This is a genomic window from Cellulomonas soli (assembly GCF_013409305.1).
Classification (GTDB): Bacteria; Actinomycetota; Actinomycetes; order Actinomycetales; family Cellulomonadaceae; genus Cellulomonas; species Cellulomonas soli.
This window is the reverse complement of the sequence record NZ_JACBZJ010000001.1, coordinates 2301114-2319556: the sequence shown is the minus strand read 5'-3', so window position 1 is coordinate 2319556 and position 18443 is coordinate 2301114. Positions and strand designations below refer to the sequence as shown.

Annotated in this window: 20 protein-coding genes; 12 read left to right on the top strand and 8 right to left on the bottom strand. The window is 74.3% G+C overall.

Going from position 1 to position 18443, the window contains the following annotated elements:
- Positions 1 to 136 precede the first annotated feature (136 nt).
- The 3 genes from BKA22_RS10785 to BKA22_RS10775 are packed head-to-tail and all read right to left on the bottom strand — an operon-like array spanning position 137 to position 3056.
- On the bottom strand, positions 137 to 1849 hold the full coding sequence (locus BKA22_RS10785; protein ID WP_179561746.1) for a serine/threonine-protein kinase: 1713 nt from the start codon (positions 1847 to 1849) through the stop codon (positions 137 to 139).
- Positions 1846 to 2661: a lytic murein transglycosylase gene (locus BKA22_RS10780; protein ID WP_179561745.1), complete on the bottom strand. Its 816-nt coding sequence runs from the start codon at positions 2659 to 2661 to the stop codon at positions 1846 to 1848. Before BKA22_RS10780 ends, BKA22_RS10785 begins: the two co-directional genes overlap by 4 nt.
- The gene (locus tag BKA22_RS10775) at positions 2658 to 3056 is read right to left on the bottom strand and encodes a hypothetical protein (protein ID WP_179561744.1); all 399 of its coding nucleotides are present in this window, start codon (positions 3054 to 3056) and stop codon (positions 2658 to 2660) included. Before BKA22_RS10775 ends, BKA22_RS10780 begins: the two co-directional genes overlap by 4 nt.
- A 440-nt stretch (positions 3057 to 3496) precedes the next feature.
- On the opposite strand from BKA22_RS10775, the gene BKA22_RS10770 reads away from it, so the two are divergent.
- The 5 genes from BKA22_RS10770 (at position 3497) to BKA22_RS10750 (ending at position 9033) form a co-directional block, all read left to right on the top strand.
- Entirely contained in the window at positions 3497 to 4843 is a 1347-nt protein-coding gene (locus BKA22_RS10770; RefSeq protein WP_262926916.1) for a bifunctional o-acetylhomoserine/o-acetylserine sulfhydrylase, read from the top strand.
- Positions 4844 to 5028: 185 nt separating this feature from the next.
- The gene (metX, locus tag BKA22_RS10765; protein ID WP_146953541.1) at positions 5029 to 6270 is read left to right on the top strand and encodes a homoserine O-acetyltransferase MetX; all 1242 of its coding nucleotides are present in this window, start codon (positions 5029 to 5031) and stop codon (positions 6268 to 6270) included.
- Between the two features lie 28 nt (positions 6271 to 6298).
- A complete protein-coding gene (locus BKA22_RS10760; RefSeq protein WP_146953542.1) occupies positions 6299 to 7051 on the top strand; it encodes a maleylpyruvate isomerase N-terminal domain-containing protein in 753 nt (250 codons plus the stop codon).
- Between the two features lie 25 nt (positions 7052 to 7076).
- On the top strand, positions 7077 to 8036 hold the full coding sequence (locus tag BKA22_RS10755; protein ID WP_146953543.1) for a zinc-binding dehydrogenase: 960 nt from the start codon (positions 7077 to 7079) through the stop codon (positions 8034 to 8036).
- Positions 8037 to 8064: 28 nt separating this feature from the next.
- The gene (locus BKA22_RS10750; RefSeq protein WP_146953544.1) at positions 8065 to 9033 is read left to right on the top strand and encodes an alpha/beta hydrolase; all 969 of its coding nucleotides are present in this window, start codon (positions 8065 to 8067) and stop codon (positions 9031 to 9033) included.
- A 36-nt stretch (positions 9034 to 9069) separates the two neighbouring features.
- Here BKA22_RS10750 and BKA22_RS10745 read toward each other — a convergent pair whose 3' ends face one another.
- On the bottom strand, positions 9070 to 10467 hold the full coding sequence (locus BKA22_RS10745) for a restriction system modified-DNA reader domain-containing protein (RefSeq protein WP_146953545.1): 1398 nt from the start codon (positions 10465 to 10467) through the stop codon (positions 9070 to 9072).
- Between the two features lie 206 nt (positions 10468 to 10673).
- A complete protein-coding gene (locus tag BKA22_RS10740; protein WP_146953546.1) occupies positions 10674 to 10970 on the bottom strand; it encodes an MTH1187 family thiamine-binding protein in 297 nt (98 codons plus the stop codon).
- 95 nt (positions 10971 to 11065) lie between these two features.
- On the opposite strand from BKA22_RS10740, the gene BKA22_RS10735 reads away from it, so the two are divergent.
- Both BKA22_RS10735 and BKA22_RS10730 read left to right on the top strand, forming a co-directional pair.
- Positions 11066 to 11536 (top strand): pyridoxamine 5'-phosphate oxidase family protein, encoded by a 471-nt coding sequence (locus BKA22_RS10735; protein ID WP_146953547.1) that lies wholly within the window; start codon positions 11066 to 11068, stop codon positions 11534 to 11536.
- 48 nt (positions 11537 to 11584) lie between these two features.
- A complete protein-coding gene (locus BKA22_RS10730; protein ID WP_223203634.1) occupies positions 11585 to 12334 on the top strand; it encodes an ABC transporter permease in 750 nt (249 codons plus the stop codon).
- Between the two features lie 37 nt (positions 12335 to 12371).
- On the opposite strand, the gene BKA22_RS10725 is transcribed toward BKA22_RS10730, so the two are convergent.
- A complete protein-coding gene (locus BKA22_RS10725) occupies positions 12372 to 13121 on the bottom strand; it encodes a class I SAM-dependent methyltransferase (RefSeq protein WP_146953548.1) in 750 nt (249 codons plus the stop codon).
- A 183-nt stretch (positions 13122 to 13304) separates the two neighbouring features.
- On the opposite strand from BKA22_RS10725, the gene BKA22_RS10720 reads away from it, so the two are divergent.
- Entirely contained in the window at positions 13305 to 13772 is a 468-nt protein-coding gene (locus BKA22_RS10720; protein WP_146953549.1) for a pyridoxamine 5'-phosphate oxidase family protein, read from the top strand.
- A 10-nt stretch (positions 13773 to 13782) separates the two neighbouring features.
- Here the strand turns inward: BKA22_RS10720 and BKA22_RS10715 are convergent, their stop codons facing one another.
- Positions 13783 to 14085, bottom strand: coding sequence for a hypothetical protein (locus BKA22_RS10715; RefSeq protein WP_146953550.1), 303 nt, complete (start codon positions 14083 to 14085; stop codon positions 13783 to 13785).
- Complete coding sequence (locus BKA22_RS10710; protein WP_146953551.1) at positions 14082 to 14405, bottom strand: hypothetical protein; 324 nt, start codon at positions 14403 to 14405, stop codon at positions 14082 to 14084. Before BKA22_RS10710 ends, BKA22_RS10715 begins: the two co-directional genes overlap by 4 nt.
- 145 nt (positions 14406 to 14550) lie before the next feature.
- Between BKA22_RS10710 and BKA22_RS10705 the strand changes: the two genes are divergently transcribed.
- Genes BKA22_RS10705 through BKA22_RS10690 form a run of 4 tightly spaced genes read left to right on the top strand, consistent with a single transcriptional unit; the run spans position 14551 to position 18408 of the window.
- Positions 14551 to 14880 carry a hypothetical protein gene (locus tag BKA22_RS10705; protein WP_146953552.1) on the top strand — a complete coding sequence of 110 codons (330 nt, stop codon included), beginning with the start codon at positions 14551 to 14553 and terminating at the stop codon, positions 14878 to 14880.
- Positions 14877 to 16604 (top strand): putative T7SS-secreted protein, encoded by a 1728-nt coding sequence (locus BKA22_RS10700; protein ID WP_146953553.1) that lies wholly within the window; start codon positions 14877 to 14879, stop codon positions 16602 to 16604. Before BKA22_RS10705 ends, BKA22_RS10700 begins: the two co-directional genes overlap by 4 nt.
- Complete coding sequence (locus BKA22_RS10695) at positions 16601 to 17512, top strand: hypothetical protein (protein WP_146953554.1); 912 nt, start codon at positions 16601 to 16603, stop codon at positions 17510 to 17512. The genes BKA22_RS10700 and BKA22_RS10695 overlap by 4 nt, the downstream gene beginning before the upstream one ends.
- Before the next feature lie 59 nt (positions 17513 to 17571).
- Positions 17572 to 18408 carry a hypothetical protein gene (locus BKA22_RS10690; protein WP_146953555.1) on the top strand — a complete coding sequence of 279 codons (837 nt, stop codon included), beginning with the start codon at positions 17572 to 17574 and terminating at the stop codon, positions 18406 to 18408.
- Positions 18409 to 18443: the final 35 nt, after the last annotated feature.

Sequence of the window (18443 nt, the reverse complement as noted above, 5' to 3'; positions counted from 1 at the left end):
GGCGCTCCTTCGAGGTGGGACACGGGTCGGGCCGGGCGTCGCGGTTCGGCCCGTCCCCCGGATGATCGAATCCAGGCGCGGTGTCCACGGGCCCCCGGAGCGGTGAACAAGGGACGAACGCCCCCGGGCGCTCGGCTCACGGCACCGTCCCGGCGGGTGTCGGCGTGCTCGTGGGCGTCGGGGTGGGTCCCGCCGGCGCCCCGGTGGCGGCGGGCGTCCCCGTGGGTGCGGCGGTCGACGAGCCGGCCGTCCCGGTCACGACGACCACGGTGGTCCCGACGGGCACGCGCGCGCCTGCCGTGGGCTCGATCCGGTGCACGACCCGGTCGGCGGCGACCCCGGCCCCGGCCGCGCCCTGCTCGGTGACGGCGAACCCGGCGGCCAGCAGGGCGGGGCCGACGTCGGCCCACCGCCGGCCGACCACGTCCGGCACGGCGGTGTAGCCGCTCGCGACGACGAGCCCCACGACGGTGCCGGGCGGCGCGTCGCTCGCGCCGTCCGGGGTGCTCCCCAGCACGGTGTCCGCAGGCGACGGACCGTCCACCACGAGGATGTCGCCGACGACCATCCCGGCGGCGAGCACGGCGTCGCGTGCGGCGGCGAGCGGGAGCCCGACGGTCTCGGGGACGCGTACCGCTGCGGAGGGCGTCGGGCCGGTCGGCGTCGGGCCGCTCGCCGGTGGTGGTTCGACCGGGGCCGCGGGCGCGGTGGTGGTCGCCGTGAGGGTCGGTGCGCGGGTCGAGGCCACCGTCGCAGGCGACTCGTCGGGTGCCGTGAGCGCGGCGCCGGCGGCGAGCCCGCCCAGCAGGAGCACGGCCGCGAGGGTCAGCACGCGGGCCGGGCCGGCGCCCTCGCGCACGAGCATCGGCGGCTCGGGCGCGCCCTGCCGCTCGACCACGGGCAGCCGGGGCGTCCCCGCCTCGTCCGGCCGCCGGGCCGACGGCGCCACGACCGCGGCAACAGGTGCGCGGTCGACCACCTCGCGCGCCGCCTCCACCGGTGCCGACCTGCGCGTGGTGCCCGCCACGGCCTGCACCGCCCGACGCATCTGCGCGGCATCCACGAACCGGTCGTCCGGGTGCTTCGCGAGCGCCCGGGCGACGAGCGCGTCGACCTCGCGCGGCAGCCCGGGCACGCGCCCGGACGGCACGGGGACAGGCTCGTGCACGTGCCCGGCGAGCATGACGGCCGGGTCCTCGGACGGGTAGGGCGGGCTGCCGGTGAGGGCGTGGACGAGCAGCGCGCCGACCGCGTACAGGTCGGCGCGGGCGTCCGCACCCTCCGCGGTCGCCAGCTCGGGTGCGGCGTACGCAGGGCTGACGGTGACGTGCGTCGCGTCCCCCGACGGGTCGGGCGTGCCTGCGAGGTCCAGGACGACCGCTCCGGCGGGGCCGGCCCCGCGCGGCACCATGACGTTGGCGGGTGAGACGTCGAGGTGCAGCAGGCCGTGCGTGTGCGCGTGCCCGAGCCCGGCGAGCACGGCGTCCGCGAGGGCGAGCGCATCGGCCGGCGGCATCCGGCCTGCGGTGAGCACCTGCCCGAGCGTGTCCCCGTCGACGAGCCCGAGGACGACGCACGCACGGCCCTGCGCGTCGTGGCCCAGGTCGAGGACGCGCACGAGGTGCGGGTCGTCGAGGGCGGCGAGGCGACGCGCGGCCTCGAACGGGTCCTCACCGGCCGCCGACGGTGCGCGATGGACCTTGACCGCGACCGGTCGTCGCAGCCGCACGTCCTCGGCCCGGTGCACGTCGGCGGTGCGGCCCGACCCGAGCAACGCACCGAGCCGGTACCGACCGAGCAGCAGCCCGTCGGTGTCCGTCCCTGCGGGCCGGGGGTCGGGCTCGGTCACGGCACGGCGGCGCTGGCGTCGGCGTAGGCGTCGGCGAGCTCGAGGACGTGCTGCAGGTACGCCTCGTCGCGGTTGTACGACAGCACGGCCGCGCGCCACCCGGCTGCGGCCGCGAGGTCCCGGTCGCCGGCGCACAGGTAGCGGCCTGCGGCCAGGGCGGCGTCCTCGATGTCGTGCGGGTCGGCGGTCCCGTCGTGGTCGCCGTCGGCCGCCCAGCGCTGCCACGTCTGCGGCAGGAACTGCATCGGCCCGACGGCGTGCTCCCAGGTCGGGTCCCCGTGCCATGCGGTGCCGTCCGCTGTGGCGGGCAGCGCCAGGGTGCCTGCGGTGCCGTCGAGCGCGGGTCCGACGACCGGGACGCTCGGGTGCCCGTCGTCGCGCAGGGTCGCCCCGCCGTGCGTGCCGTGGCCGGACTCGACCGCGCCCACGGCGGCGAGCGTGGTCCAGCCGAGGTGGCAGGCGGGCTCCTCCTCGCCGAGCGCGAGCGTCGCGTCGCCGTAGGCCTGCTGCGCGGTGGCCGGGATGCCGGTGACCGCCGCGACGGCCTCGACCCAGGTCCGGTCGGCGACGACCGTGGGGTTCGGCCCGGTCGCGACGCTCTGCGAGGTGAGCGTCGCCGCACCGGTGGGGCCGGCGACGTCACCGGGCGCGGTGCCGACGTCGACCTGGTCCGGCGGCGCGTCGAGCACGCTCGCGCCGGGGACCTGCGGCATCGTGCCGGCGCCCGTGGCGGCGGCCACGGCGGCGACGACGGTGCCGCACAGGACGGTCCCGGCGACGAGCACGAGGGGGATCCGGGACGACCCGGTCATCGGGCCAGCCTGCGGGCGAGCCGGGGGGCCGGACCGACGCGACGGAAGGTGCAGACGACCGGGTCGGTGGGCGCGTCGGCGGCGATCTGCAGGAAGCGGTGCGCGGCGTTCTCGCACCGCACCCGGCGGTCGTGGTCGCCGATGCCGTGCACGACGCTCGCTCCTGCGTGCTGCAGCTCCCAGCGCCACCGGTACTCGGGCGTGAGCCGAAGCAGGGGGTCGAGCCGGTCGACGACGGCGACCACGCCGGCGATGGACTCGCGCGCGGCGTCGGGGTCGGGGAGCCCGTGCGGGACGCGGGCGATCCCCCGCCCGTTCGGACTGACCAGTCGCCACCACACGGTGTCCTCGTCGGTGAACCTGTAGAGCTGGAACACGGGCGCCACGGCGCGCACCCCGCCTCTCATCCTGAGCGCCTGCTGTGACGCCGCCGCGGGTACTCCACCGCACCTGGGCTCGCGGCAGGGCGAACGGCGGACGACCGGAGGACGAACGGACGGATCCCCGCATACCGTTCACCCGTTCGCGCCGCCGAGCCGGTGCCGACCACCCGGACGAGCGTCCATCGATGAGACAGTCATCTCACTGGATGAGACCACCCTGTCCAGGCCGTGCGCCTCGGCCGTAACCTCGCCGACATGTCCTGCCGCCGAATGTGTCGCTGACCCAGCGCACGCTCGGCTGTGCCCGGCGGCAGGTGCCGGACCCTCGACGGTCCGCCCTCACCACCGGCTGAGCCCCGACACGTCCCGTGCGCCCACCCACCCCGGACCACGAGCGGACGACGCCTGCCGAGCTCCCACGGTCCACGAACCCGCACCGCCCAGTGACGACCGTGAACCATCGCACCCAGGAGCACACCGTGAGCAACGAGAGCTGGAACTTCGAGACCCGCCAGATCCACGCCGGCCAGCAGCCCGACCCGACGACGGGCGCCCGCTCGCTGCCGATCTACCAGACCACGTCCTACGTCTTCGAGAACGCCCAGCAGGCCGCCGACCGGTTCGCGCTCAAGGAGCTCGGCCCGATCTACACGCGCATCGGCAACCCCACGCAGGAGGTCGTCGAGAACCGCATCGCCTCCCTCGAGGGCGGCGTCGGCGCGCTGCTCGTCTCCTCGGGGCAGGCCGCCGAGACGCTGGCGATCCTCAACATCGCCGAGGCCGGCGACCACGTCGTGGCCAGCCCGTCGCTCTACGGCGGCACGTACAACCTGCTGCACTACACGCTGCCGAAGCTGGGCATCGAGACGACCTTCGTCTCCGACCCGCACGACCCGCAGGCGTGGAAGGACGCGATCCGCCCGAACACCAAGCTGTTCTACGCCGAGACGATCCCGAACCCGAAGTCCGACGTGCTGGACATCGAGTCCGTCGCCGCCGTCGCGCACGAGTACGGCGTGCCGCTGGTCGTCGACAACACGGTCGCCACGCCGTACCTCATCAACCCGCTGAAGTGGGGCGCCGACGTCGTGGTGCACTCGGCGACCAAGTACCTCGGCGGCCACGGCTCGGCCATCGGCGGCGTCATCGTCGACGGCGGCACGTTCGACTACGCCCAGCACCCCGAGCGCTTCCCGAACTACAACACGCCCGACCCGTCCTACAACGGCCTGGTGTTCGCCCGGGACCTCGGCGTCGGCGGCGCGTTCGGCGCGAACCTCTCGTTCATCCTCAAGGCCCGCGTGCAGCTGCTGCGCGACCTCGGCTCGGCGATCAGCCCGTTCAACGCGTTCCTCATCGCGCAGGGCATCGAGACGCTGTCGCTGCGCGTCGAGCGGCACGTGGAGAACGCGCAGAAGGTCGCCGCGTGGCTCGAGGCCCGCGACGACGTGCTCGGCGTGCACTACGCCGGGCTCGAGTCCAGCCCGTGGCACGCCAACCAGCTCAAGTACGCCCCGCGCGGTGCGGGCGCCGTGCTCGCGTTCGAGATCGACGGCGGCACGGAGGCGGGCCAGGCGTTCGTCTCGGCGCTCGAGCTGCACTCGAACGTCGCGAACATCGGCGACGTGCGCTCGCTCGTCATCCACCCGGCCTCGACGACGCACAGCCAGCTCACGCCCGAGGAGCAGGCGCTGTCCGGCGTGACGCCCGGCCTGGTCCGCCTCGCGGTCGGCATCGAGCACGTCGACGACATCCTCGCCGACCTCGACGCGGGCTTCCGCGCCGCCAAGGGCGCCTGAGGTCCCAGCCGTGCCGCACCCGCCCCGCACCTCGCCCCTCCCGGGCGCCGTCGTCCTGCCCACGACGGCGCATCCGGGCGGTGGCGGGGTGCGGGCGCGGGCCGCGCACGGGCCGTCGGGGGCGGTCGTCCCGGTGCGCGGTCCCGACGCGCCCACCCCGCGCGCCGTCCGTAAGGTGGTCGGCGATGCCTGACGAGCCGACCCTGCCCGACCTCGTGGCCACGCGACGCGCGAGCCGCCACGGGACGACGGCGCGCGCACGCACGCTCGCCAGCCGCACCCCGCTGGGCGACCGCCCGCCGGCCCCGGTCAGTGCCGCGTGGCGCGAGGGCGACCCGGTCGGACGGCGGCAGTTCGCCGACCTGGGCCCGTTCGCCCTCGAGTCGGGCGGCCGGCTACCCGCGGTCCGGCTCGCCTACGAGACCTGGGGCACGCTCGCCGAGGACGGCAGCAACGCGGTGCTCGTCCTGCACGCGCTCACCGGCGACTCGCACGTCACGGGCGAGGCCGGCCCCGGGCACCCGACCGCCGGCTGGTGGCAGTCGATGGTCGGACCGGGCGCCCCGATCGACACCGACCGGTACTTCGTCGTGGCCCCCAACGTGCTCGGCGGCTGCCAGGGCTCCACCGGCCCTGCCTCGACAGCACCCGACGGCCGCCCGTGGGGCGGACGGTTCCCGCTGCTCACCGTGCGCGACCAGGTCGCCGCGGAGGTCCGGCTGGCCGACCTGCTGGGCATCGACGAGTGGGCGCTCGTGATCGGTGCCTCGCTCGGCGGCCTGCGCGTGCTCGAGTGGGGCGTCGGCGCACCGACCCGGGTGCGCACGCTCGCCGCCATCGCGACGACCGCGCAGACCTCGGGCGACCAGATCGCCGGGTTCCACACGCAGCTCGCCGCGATCCAGGGCGACCCGCGCTACCGCGACGGCGACTACTACGACGCCGACGACGGTGACGGCCCGCACGTGGGCCTCGGGCTCGCCCGGCAGATCGCGCACCAGACGTACCGGTCGGCCCGTGAGCTCGACGAACGCTTCGGCCGCATCCCGCAGGGCGCCGAGGACCCGCTCGAGGGCGGCCGGTTCGCCGTCCAGTCCTACCTCGACCACCACGGCGACAAGCTGAGCCGACGGTTCGACGCGAACACCTACGTCGCGCTGACCCGCACGATGATCACGCACGACCTCGGCCGCGACCGCGGGGGCGTCGAGGCCGCGCTCGCGCAGATCACCGCCCGGGCGCTGGTGGTCGCCGTGGACTCCGACCGCCTCTTCCCGCCGTCGCAGTCCGAGCGGATCGCCGCGGGCATCCCCGGTGCCGGGCCGGTGCGGACCGTGGCCTCCGAGTTCGGGCACGACGGGTTCCTCATCGAGGAGGACCAGGTCGGCGCGATCGTCTCGGACTTCCTGCGGACGCACGCGGTCTGAGCACCCGCCGGTCGGGCACGATGGCCGCATGACCCCCGCCGCCGCACCCGCCTCCGCCGAGCTCGCCGCCGCCCGGCACGCCCTGCACGCCCAGTGGGACCGCCTGCGCCCCTGGATCGGCGCGGTCGTCGACGCCGGCACCGGGACGGCCGCCTCGGTCCTTCCCGGCTGGACGATCGACGAGCTGGTCGCGCACCTCGGACGTGCGATGGACGCGCTGGCCGCGTGCGTCCCCCTCCCCGAGGGCACCGTGCCGCTGACCCTCGCGGAGTACCTCGGCACGTACCCCGGGCGCGCGGCGGAGATCACCCAGGTCACGCGCGAGCTCGCCGTCGAGATCGCCGACGACCCGCTGGCCGGGGTCGACGCACGCATGCGGGCGGCCTTCGCTCGGCTGGACGAGCTCGGACCGGTCGACCTCGTCGTCCAGGCCCGGCGCGGCCCGGTCCTGCTGAGCACGATGACCCTCTCGCGGGTGATCGAGCTGACCGTGCACGCCGACGACCTCGCCCGGTCGGTGGCCTCCGCCCGGGGGCGCGCACGGCTGTCGGCCGAGGAGGACCCCGTCGACGCCGAGGCGCTGGACCTCGTGGCGCAGGCGCTGCTGCGGATCGTGGTCGCCCGCGGCGGCTGGGACCTCGAGGTCGTCGACGCCCGTGCCTGGGTCCGTCTCGCCGCAGGCCGCACCCCCTACGACGTCGACGCGCTCACGGGCGCGCTGCAGGCCCGGTTCGCCTCGGACGCCGTCCCCGACCTCGGGCGCATGCTGCCGCTGCTCTGAGCGGCGCACGTCCTAGGGTGGGCGCATGCTCGCCGCCACCGTCGCCCGGTTCAGCCCCGACGACCCGATCGCCGGCCTCGACGTCGGCGACCGCCCCGCACCCCCGGCCCGCGAGCACTGGACCACGGTCGACGTGCGGGCCGCAGCGCTCAACCACCACGACCTGTGGTCGCTGCGCGGCGTGGGCCTGCGCCCCGAGCAGCTGCCGATGATCCTCGGCACCGACGCCGCCGGCGTCACCGCGGACGGCCGCGAGGTCGTCGTGCACGGCGTGATCGGCGGTCCGAGCGGCCACGGCGTCGGGCCGGACGAACCACGCTCGCTGCTCTCCGAGCGGCACCCCGGCACGCTCGCCGAGCAGGTCGCCGTCCCGACGTGGAACCTCGTCGACAAGCCGGCAGCGCTCAGCTTCGTCGAGGCGGCCTGCCTGCCGACCGCGTGGCTGACCGCGTACCGGATGCTCTTCACGACCGGGCGGGCGACGCCCGGGCAGCGCGTCCTCGTGCAGGGCGCCGGTGGGGGCCTGGCCACGGCCGCCGTCCGCCTCGGTGCGGCCGCCGGCCTCGAGATGATCGTGACCAGCCGCGACGAGAACCGTCGGGCGCAGGCCCTGGAGCTGGGCGCCGCCTCCGCCGTCGAGCCGGGGGCCCGGGTGCCGCGCGTCGACGTCGTGCTCGAGAGCGTCGGCCGGGCCACGTGGTCCCACTCGGTGCGCTCGGTCCGTCCCGGCGGCACGATCGTCGTCGCGGGCGCCACCAGCGGGGACGCGACCGCCGCCGAGCTGACCCGGATCTTCTTCCAGGAGATCACCGTCGTCGGCACCACGATGGGCTCGCGCGACGACCTCGTGCACCTGCTCGCGTTCCTCGCCCGCACGGGTGTGCGACCGCTCGTCGACTCCACGTTCCCGCTGGCCCGCGCCGCGGACGGCCTGTCGCGGCTTGCCGACGGCGCGCAGTTCGGCAAGATCGTCCTCGAGGTCTGACGCCCGGCCACAGCGAGGAGACGCCCGCATGCCCGTCAGCTGGGAGCCGGACGTCCTCGGTGAGGGCTACGAGGTCGCGACGCTCACGCTCGCGCCCGACGACGAGGGCGAGCTCGTCGCGAGCCTGGTGCGGTACCGCCCGCCGACCGTCGAGCCGCAGCGACCCGCGCGGGCCGTCCTGTACGTGCACGGGTGGTCCGACTACTTCTTCCAGACCGGGTTGGCGGAGTTCTGGCACGCACGCGGCGTCGCGTTCTACGCGCTCGACCTGCACAAGTACGGCCGGTCCCTGCGCCCGTACCAGACGCCCGGGTACACCGACGACCTGCAGCGCTACGACCAGGACCTGGACGCCGCGCTCGACGTGGTGCGCACCGAGATCGGCCCGCACGGCCGCGTCATGCTCATGGGTCACTCGACGGGCGGCCTGATCGGCGTGCTGTGGGCCAACCGGCACCCCGGGCAGGTCTCCGGGCTCGTGCTCAACAGCCCGTGGCTCGAGCTGCAGGGGTCAGCGATCGTGCGGTACGCCTCCGGGCCGGCGCTCGCCCAGCTCGCCCGGTTCCAGCCGCGCACACCGTTGCCGAACATCGACCCCGGCTTCTACGCCCGCTCGGTCGAGGCGCGGTTCGGCGGGGAGTGGACCATCGACGAGGCCTGGCGTCCCACACCGTCGTTCCCCGTCCGGGCCGGATGGCTCCGGGCGATCACCGCCGGGCACGCCACGGTCGCCCGCGGGCTGCACATCGAGCACCCGATCCTCATGCTCGCCTCGGCACGCACCGTGATCAGCCCGCGGTGGAGCGAGGACATGCGCGCGGCCGACAGCGTGCTGGACGTCGAGCTGCTCGCCCGCCGGGCCGTCCAGCTGGGCTCGAACGTCACGGTCGTGCGCATCACGGGCGGCATGCACGACCTGGTGCTGTCCGCACCCCCGGTGCGCGCCCGCGTGTACGCGGAGATCGACCGGTGGGTGTCGGCCTACGGGTGGAGCTGAGCAGCCCCGAGCGCGCTCGCACGGCGCCGGCCCGGGTCAGAGCGGGGCTGCGCCCGTCGCCTCGGCCAGCGTCGGACCGCCGTCGCCCAGCCGCCACGAGCGCCAGCCGTCCACCGCCGACTCCGAACCGACGGCAGCGGCCGCGGCCTCGCTCGGGTCGGCGTACACCGCGCCGTCGGGCAGCTCGATGAGCCCGTCGGAGCGCAGCAGGGCCTGCAGCCGCTGACCGCGCCGTTCGCGCAGCCACACCAGCGTCGTCACGGCGCGCCGGCTCTTGGCGAGCATCGTCAGCTCGGGCCGCGGGATCTGCACGGACGGGTCACCGAGCGGCGTCCAGCCCGAGAGCGCGTCGTCGCCCTGCAGCGAGCGCCACGAGGCCGCGCCGTCCGAGCCCGCGCGCGTGCCGCCGATCATGCTGGCGCGCAGGGCCGCCGTCGGCCCCGTCAGCAGACCTGCCGGGGGCACGGCCGTCACGTCGGCCGGCGCGAGCGTGCGCAGGCCCGCGGGAGCGGCCGGGCGGCCGTGCTCGCCGTCGTCCGGCGGGGTGGGCAGCAGGGGAGCCGTGGTGGTCAGCGGGTTCTCACCCTCGTCCGGCTGGTCGTCGTCGCGACCGAACGGGCCGAAGGGCAGCGGCGTCGGCTCGGTGAGCGTGCCGCGCTTGGTCAGCGGCGTCGGCGCCGGCACGGGCGGGCGCTCTGCCGGCCCGACGGCACGCAGCTCACCGGTCGGCGGGCTGGGGCGGCGGCCGAACGCGGGGCCCGAGGGGTTGCGCACGTCCTCCGGGTGGTAGGCCATCGCGCTGGCGAACGCCTCGCTGGAACGCACGAGGCGCAGCGCGGTCGGCTCGACCGACCGGCGGACACCCTCGTGCACGGCCAGCGGGGAGACGTCGACCAGGCGCCGGTCGTCCGCACCCCGGACCACGCCGACCTGGAAGACCTCGACGTGCCGACCGGGGCCGCGCAGGAACGCCAGCGAGTCGACGGCCTCGGCGGCGACCTCCGAGCAGAGCAGCACGAGCCGGACGCCCTCGCGCCGGGAGGTCTGCGGACCGGAGGAGACCTGCTCGCGGAACGCCGCGTAGTCGACACCGAACCGGGCCGGGTCCACGTGGTACGCCCGGGCGAGGTCGGTCGCGGTCATCCGTCCGGCCTGGCCCGCGCGACGCATCGCCGTCACGAGCGCGTCCTCGTCGATGACCTGGGCGACGTCGAAGACCACGGGGCGGCCGGACGCGTCGAGCGCCAGCAGGTCAGGGGCGTCGGTGTGCTCGGGGACCGCCGCACGAGAGCGCACCGTGAAGAGCGCCTCGCCGGCGATCGCGGCGAGATGACCGGACAGCAGCGACGCGCACTCCTGCGCGAACGACCCGGCCAGAGGCTGCATCGGCTGGACGAGGCGCACCTTGCCCTCGTCGAGCTCGAAGATCGGCATGTCCCCCCGACCCCTCCTGGGCGCGCAGCCGTCCGCCGCACGCGCCGTCGCTACCCTCGCGCACCGCGTCCGGCGCGCCCGCGTCCACACTGTCCCACAGCCTGCGGGCCACGTCAGCCCTCGTCCGGGTGGTCCGTCCCGCGACTGTCGCGAGCCGGGCCGGTTCCCGCCTGTCCCGTGCGCGCCCGGCCGCCCGGCCGTGCCGTTCAGTCGAGGGCGAGCCGCGCCTCGACCCGCTCGACCTTGCCGTCCAGCTCACCCGTGTGACCTGGACGGATGTCCGCCTTGAGCACCAGGCTGACCCGGTTCCCGTGCCGGCCGACGGCCTCCGTCGCGCGGCGCACGACGTCCATGACCTCGTCCCACTCGCCCTCGATCGTGGTGAACATCGCATCGGTGCGGTTCGGCAGACCGGACTCGCGGACGATGCGCACGGCGTCGGCGACGGACTCGGTGACGGACTCGCCCGCACCGAGCGGGGCGACGGAGAAGGCGACCAGCATGCCCCCAGCCTGGTGGGTCGAGCGCCTCCACGTCCAACCGTGGGCGTGTCGGACAAATCGGACAGTCCTGGCCCGCGACACGGTATGAAGTGCCCATGAACCCCCGCTCCCGATGGGCCGAGCTGCGTGCCTGCGACCCCGCGTTCGCCGACGCCGTCACCGCCGTGTTCGACTCCGGCACCCACAAGGTGCTCGCCACGACCCGTGCCGACGGCTCGCCCAGGGTCTCGGGCACCGAGCTCGTCATCGGCGAGGAGGAGCTGCTCGTCGGGATGATGCCCCGCTCGCTCAAGGCCCGCGACGTCGCCCGCGACCCGCGCGTCGCGATCCACTCCCCCACGCTCGAGCCGCCCGCCGACATCGCCGGCTGGATCGGCGACGCGAAGATGGCGGGCGTGCTCGTCCCGGTCGACGCACCCGGCCACGTGCCGATCGTCCCCGGGTCGGTGTTCTACGCGCTGGTCGTGACGGAGGTCGTGCTCACGCGCGTCGGGGACCCGGCAGACCACCTGGTCATCGACTCGTGGCACCCCCGGCGCGGACGGCACACCCAGCGCGTGGGCTGACCGGCCCGCCGCCCGCCGACCCCGCACGGTCGGCCGTACCCTCGTCGGGTGACCGCGATCGGCCCGTACCTGTCGACGCTCGGCGGCGTGGCAGTCCTGGTCACGATCACCGTGGCGGTGCTCGCGGGCTACCGGGTGCCGCACCCGACCGCACCCGCCTGGGCGATCCTGCGCGGAGCCGTGCAGCTGGCGGCCATCAGCCTCGTGCTCGGCGGACTGATCACGCACCCGCTCGGCATCGCCGCCGCCCTGGTCGTCATGTTCGCGGTCGCCACCACCACTGCCACCCGCCGCCTCGGGTTCTCCGCGCACAGGTTCGCCCTGGTCTCCGGCGCGATGGCCGCCGGGATCGCCGTGGCCCTGGGTGTCGTCTTCGGGACCCACGCACTGGCCCTCACCGGGCGGTACGTCCTGGCGATCGGCGGCATCGTCGTCGGGAACGCCATGACGATCACGACGCTCGCCGGTCGCCGCTTCACCGAGGCGGCGCACGACCGGTGGGAGGAGGTCGAAGGCTGGCTCGCGCTCGGTGCCACGCCGCGGCGGTCCACCCTGGAGATCGCGCGCGGATCGGTCCGGTCGGCACTCATCCCGTCGACCGACCAGACCCGGACCACCGGGCTCGTGACGCTGCCCGGGGCATTCGTCGGCGCGATCTTCGGCGGGGTGTCTCCGCTCGAGGCCGGACGGTTCCAGATCGTGGTGCTCGCCGCGATCATGGCGGCCGGGTCGATCACCGCGGTGCTGGTCGTCCGAGGTCTCGCACCGGTGACCGTCCGCCCGGACCTGCCCTCCTGACACCGGCCGGACGCGGCAGCGCGCGCCGCAGCGGGCCTCAGATGCCAGGTCGCTCGTCCCGGGCGAACAGCCCCGCCCACAAGAAGTCCTCGCCGAACCGGCCGTCCTGCCCCGACATCGCCCGCATGCGCCGCAGCTCTCGTTCCTGGAGCCAGCCGAAGGTCGACCGCAGCTCCTGCGCCGTGTAGGCCAGACCTCCGGCCAGCGACCCCGCGCGGTACAGCTCGAGGTCCGCGTCCTCGGTGCCCATCGCACCCGCGGCGAAGCACGCCAGACCGAACGACGCGCCCGGACGCAGCGCACGCCGCAGAAGCTCACGGTGGGCCGGCCGCCGGTGCGGCGGCAGGTGGTGGAAGCACCCCGAGTCGTAGACCAGGTCGTACCCTCCGTCGGGCACCGCCCAGGCGAAGATGTCCGCGCGCTCGAACCGCACGTCGACCCCGACGCTCAGCGCCCGCTCGCGCGCCCACGTCAGGGCCGAGTCCGACAGGTCGACCGCGTCGACCCGGCAGCCCTGCTGCGCGAGCCAGATCGCGTTCCGGCCCGGACCGCAGCCCAGCTCGAGCACCCGCGCGCCGGCCGGAAGGTCCACCAGGCCGTCCTCGACCCACTGCACGAGGCTCTCGTCCGGCGCCCCCCGGAAGAACGGCACACCCCGCTCGCGGTCCGCGTAGAACGCGTCCCACCACGCGGCGCCACCGCGATCGGACCAGCGGTCGGCGTTCTCCTCGAACAGGGTGTCGAGCAGGGTCAGGACGTCGTCCCAGGTCTGGACCGAACGGTTCACGCGAGGACCTCGATATCGCGGTTGACCTGCGCCTTCGCGACGCAGATGGGTGGTCCATCCTCTCGTGCGGGGCGCGCGCCGGGGTGGGCCTTCCCGCCGTTGCGCGGTGCGCACCGACGCCGCTCGGACCAGCTCGGGCCCTCCTTCGGCCCCGTGTCGGTGAGCCACGGTAGGAAGGGGTCCATGAGCGAGCGCACCCGGTGGTCCCAGGTCCGCGCGGCCGACCGGGCATTCGCCGACGCGGTGGCCGCGATCTTCGACGCGGGCACCAACAAGGTGCTCGCCACGCTGCGTGCCGACGGGTCCCCGCGCGTCTCGGGCAGCGAGCTCGTGATCGGCGAGCACGACGTGACGCTCGGCATGATGCCGCACTCGATCAAGGCACGGGACGTCACACGCGACCCGCGGGTCGCGATCCACTCCCCGACGCTCGAGCCTCCGTCGGACCAGACTGCCTGGGCCGGTGACGCCAAGCTCGCCGGGCTGCTCGTGCCGATCCCGAAGCCGGCCGACCAGTCCGGGCCGGACGGCCTCTACTTCGCGCTCGACATCACCGAGGTCGTCCTGACCCGGTTGGCCGAGAGCGCCGACGAGCTGCTCGTCGAGTCGTGGCACCCCGGGCGTGGCCGCACCACGCGGCGCGTCTCCTGAGCCGCGGGGCTCAGGACTCGAGAAGCGCCACGTTCTGCACCTCGATGCGCCGCGCCTCCTCACGGACGTCGGCCACCGCGACCCGCACCTGGTCGAGCGCGGCGGTCAGCCGCTCCACACCCGCCCGCAACCGCCCCTCGTAGGCGATCTCCGCGGCACGCGACTGCGTCCCCGTCGCCCACAGGTGGACCCGCAGGTCGACGTCGCGCATGGCGGTGGTCACGGCATCGGTGATCGCGTCTCCCGCAGCAGTCAGCGCCGACTCAAGATCCGCGAGCGCGTCCTGGTGGACGCTGATCCCCGGCTCGCTCATTGAGGCAGACCACCCAGTCGGCCGGTGAGCGCCAGGAACGTGTCGGCCTGACGGGCCTCGGCCTCCGCGGCGGTCGTGTCGACCGCCACGAGCGCGTCGGCCCACGCGTGCAGGCACGGTGGCAGGTCCGCCGCTGCGGTGAACCACGCGTCGAGCGCCTCCGTGAGCGCCGCGGCACTGGCGCCCCGGAACCCGGGGATGGCAGCACCGACAGCCCTGGACAGTGCGTCGATGGCCTCCAGCACCTCCGGCACCGCCTGCCGGACACGCGACGCGGCCAGCGCCTGCGCGCCGACCTCCATGCTCGTGTCCGCCGCCATCCGCCTGCCTCCTGTGCATGGTCCCGACGGCACGCGCCGCCGATGCACGATGATCGCAGCGGCCCGAACCAGCAGGTCAGGGTTCGCCCCCTTGTGGATGACGGACGGGCCTCGACGAGTACGAGAACGGTGAAGGGCAGCACACGTGGCGGACTACAGCTTCGACGTCGACCTCGGCGCGCTCGTCGCAGCGTCCCGCGGCATGAGCTCAGCCATCGAGCTCATGCGCTCGAAGGACGTGGCCGACCTCGTCCCGGACGAGGCGGCACTCGGCCATGACGCGGTGCGGAGCGCCACCGCGGAGTTCGTCGAGCGCTGGGAGCGCGGCATCACCACGCTGGTGCAGGACGTGGACGAGCTCGCCGGTCGGCTCGGACGCGTCGCGATGAACTACGCGGACATGGACACGGCGGGCCAGAGCGCGATCAGCGCCGTGACGGCCGAGGTGCGTGCCGTGCGCGTCATGGCACCGTGAGCGCGTCCACGTTCGCGGTCGCCGGTGACCCCCCGACCGTCAGGGTCCGGGCGGCGCAGGCGCGCAGCACCGGGTACTCGCTCGTGGGCGTCGGTGACGCTCTCGGCCGACTGACGGCCGACGGCTGGAGCGGGCGGGCTGCCGACTCCTTCCGTGAGTCCGCCGGAACCGAACCGCGCCGCTGGCACGACGCAGGCCAGGCGTTCATCGACGCCTCCGCCGCGTACTACGCCTTCGCGGACGCTCTGGCGCTCACACAGGCCGAGGCCGAGGCCGCCGCTGCCGACTACCTGCGGGGGGACCAGACCACACGCACCGCCCGCGCGACCTGGGAGGCGCAGACGCGCAGCGCGCAGATGGCGACCGATCCCTCGCTGGCGATCGCGAGGGCCGTCATCCCGCTCCAGGAGCCGTTCCACGACCCGGGCGAGGCCATCCGTGACGCTGCGGAGACTCGGTACGAGACCGCGGTCGCTCAACTCGACGCGGCGGCCCACACCTGCGCCGCCGCCGTCCGCGCCGCCAGTGAGGCGGCCCCTAGGCGTCGCAACTGGTTCGAGTCGGGAGCCGCCTTCGTCGGTGGGGTCCTGCTGGGTGCCGGCGAGGCCGTCTGGGGCATGATGACGATGCAGCCCGGGACCCCCTGGTCGCTGCTGAGCAGCCTCTGGCGGGTCTCCACCGGCGACCTCACCGCCGAGGAGTGGCGCGCGCAGTGGGGCCTGACCCTCGAGGGCACCGAGGGGCTCTTCGCGGCCCTCACGACCGACCCCGTCGGGTTCGGTGTCGCGTTCGGCAAGAGCATGGTCGACTGGGACACCTGGTCCGACGACCCCGCGCGAGCGCTGGGGCACCTGGTGCCCGACGCCGCCCTCTCGGTCCTGAACGCCGGCGCGCGCGGCGCGAGCGTCACCGATGACGTCGCGGATGCGGCGTCTGCGACGTCACGACTCGGCGGGTACCTGGATGACGCGACTGCTGCAGCGGCCAGGCGCCAGGACTACACCTTGGCCGACGGAGCGCAGTACTCCACCCACTGGGCCCAGCACCAGATCAGCACCGAACGCACGTCGCAGCACATCATCGAGGAGCTGCTGGCCGACGAGGACCTGTTCCGCCGGCACAGCCTCACGCCGTGGACGCGCGACGACCTGGTCACGATCGCCACCCATCGCGCCGTCGGTGACCTCAGCACGGCCGAGCGAGCGGTGCTCCGGGAGATCGCCGACGCCCTTCCGCCCCCCGCGACCGGCGAGGTCGTGCAGAAGGTGCTGACCGTCGGAGCGGCCAAGACCATGCTGGAGGCGAGCCCGGGCACCGACGCGGCCACGCGGGTGTCCGGCTCCGTGACCCGGATCGAGGATTCCGCACACCTCGACAGCGTCAGGAAGCTCCAGCAGTCGCTGCGCCTCGACTTCGACAATCACTCTTTCCCACCGGATGACGTTGCCGAGTACGTTCTGCGCATGGAGTCTCCCGTCGACACCGAGGTGTCCCGATTCTCCTCGATGGGCGGCAGCGGAGCCAGCGACGGCTGGGTCGATCCGTACACCGGAAATGGGTTCCTCAAGTCGAGCGACCTCATTCCCGAGTACCGAATACCACTCGACAACAAGGGTCAAGGCCAAGCGATGATGCCGGGAGCGGAGATGTGGGAGATCATGGCCAACGGGGACCAGCGACTCGCGGCCGTGTTCGACGGCCAGCAGTGGATCAAGGCGCTGTGAACGGCTGGCCCGCGGGAGTTCAGCTACCGCTCAGCGGTGAGATCGCGATCTACGACAGTGAGGAGTACCGCGCGAACCCGGAGAGCAGGCGGCCCATGATTCTTCTCTGGCGACCCGAGGAGGATGTTGCAGTCGCCCCCGGCCGCGCCGGGGTGACGCGGAGCAAGAATCGAGCAGAGCGCACCAGCGCCGTGGTGCCGATTGCCGAGATCGAGCGATATTTCTACCGCGGCTGTGGGGCGACCTGGTCAGGGCTCGACGTCGGCCTGGGTCCGCACGGCTCCGATGACGTGACGATCTACTACGCACGCGACCCGTCCGTGGCCGCGGCGAGGGGCATGATCGGCAACCAGTACGACGGCTTCCACCTCGAGGTCCCCTTCTCCGAACTGCAGGACATCGTGGCCTGGGAAGAGGAACGTGCCCTGTGGTCCCCGGGCCTGCTGCGCCCGTGGCCCGCGGGCGCCGACCTGCCCCGGGTGGGCCTGCTCGCACAGTTGCGCGGCCGGGAGTTCTTCGCGGGCATCCACCCGCACGACCCGATCGTGCACCTGCTGATGAGCGCCGCCGAGCTGGCCGCCTTCAGCGACCCAGCTGAGATCAGCCGCGACAAACCACGCTCGGCAGCACCCCGCGCGACCGTGCCCCGCCGATCCGTCGACAGACTCCTCACCCGCCGCATGGACGCCACCTGGAACGGAATACCCGTAGGCGTGCGACCGGACGACCACCGCACCGTGACGATCTACTACGACGCCGACCCCACCATCCACATGCTCCCCGGAATGGCGGGCAGCCGCGACACCGAGATCTATCGATACGTCACCCTCCCGGAGTTGCGCAACGTGCGGATCACCGAGAAGGACATCCCTCTGTGGCACCCCGCACTCGAGGACCAGCCCCGATGACCCATGAACCGCGACGGCGCCGACCCGTCATTCAAGAAGAGAGCAGGTAGAGCGTGGACGTGCTGCAGAAGTTGTTGATGCCGTGGCAGTCACGTGACGCGATCGAGCTCGGGCAGGCTGCCGTCGGCGGGGCGGTGGTGCGGGCCGGCGAGGTGCTGGAGCTGCAGACACCGGAGGCGCTGCTGGCCGCCTACGGTCTCGGTGAGGACCGGTTCGGTCCGTCGCCGGACACGGTCGACGTGCTGCGGTTCCCGCTGACCGCGCTGATGCGGCTGGCTCGCCCGCCGCGCGGTGAGGCGCCGTGGCCCACGTACTCGACGGGGTTCCTGCGCTCCGCGGAGCTCACGTCCGTGTGGTTCCTCGAGCGCACGCGGCTGCCGCAGGGCACCGAGCTGTGGCGCATCTCCGCCGACGGCACGCAGCGCCCGGTCACGGTCTACGAGGGTGCAGCCCGCGGATGGCGCGGCGCGCGGCAGTGGACGGCGCCCGTGCCGCTCGTGGGGCCCAGGGCCGTGTGGCAGGGCACCGAGCTGGCCGCGGACCTCGGGATGGACGGCACGGTCGAGCTCATCGCGACCGGCGCCGCACCACCGGCCGGGTTCACGCAGGCGCGCCCCATGGTCTGGACACGACGGGTCGCGGCTGCCGACTGCGAGAGCGTCTTCGAGCGGCAGCTGACCTGCACGTGGCGCGGCGCGGCCTGCCGGGTGGTGCAGAGCACCCCGCAGGAGGCCCGCCTGGTGCTGACGACCGACGACGCCGAGGCGGTGCGGCGGCTTGGCGCCGACGAGGTCGAGCCGTCGGTGTTCGAGGTGACAGCACCGGTCGGCGAGCTGGCCGATCTCGGCGGTCATGTGCTCGAGCTGCCCACGCACAGCGGGAGCGGCACCGCGTAGCCCGCGGCCCCAGCGTCGCCGAGCCGACGCGGGAC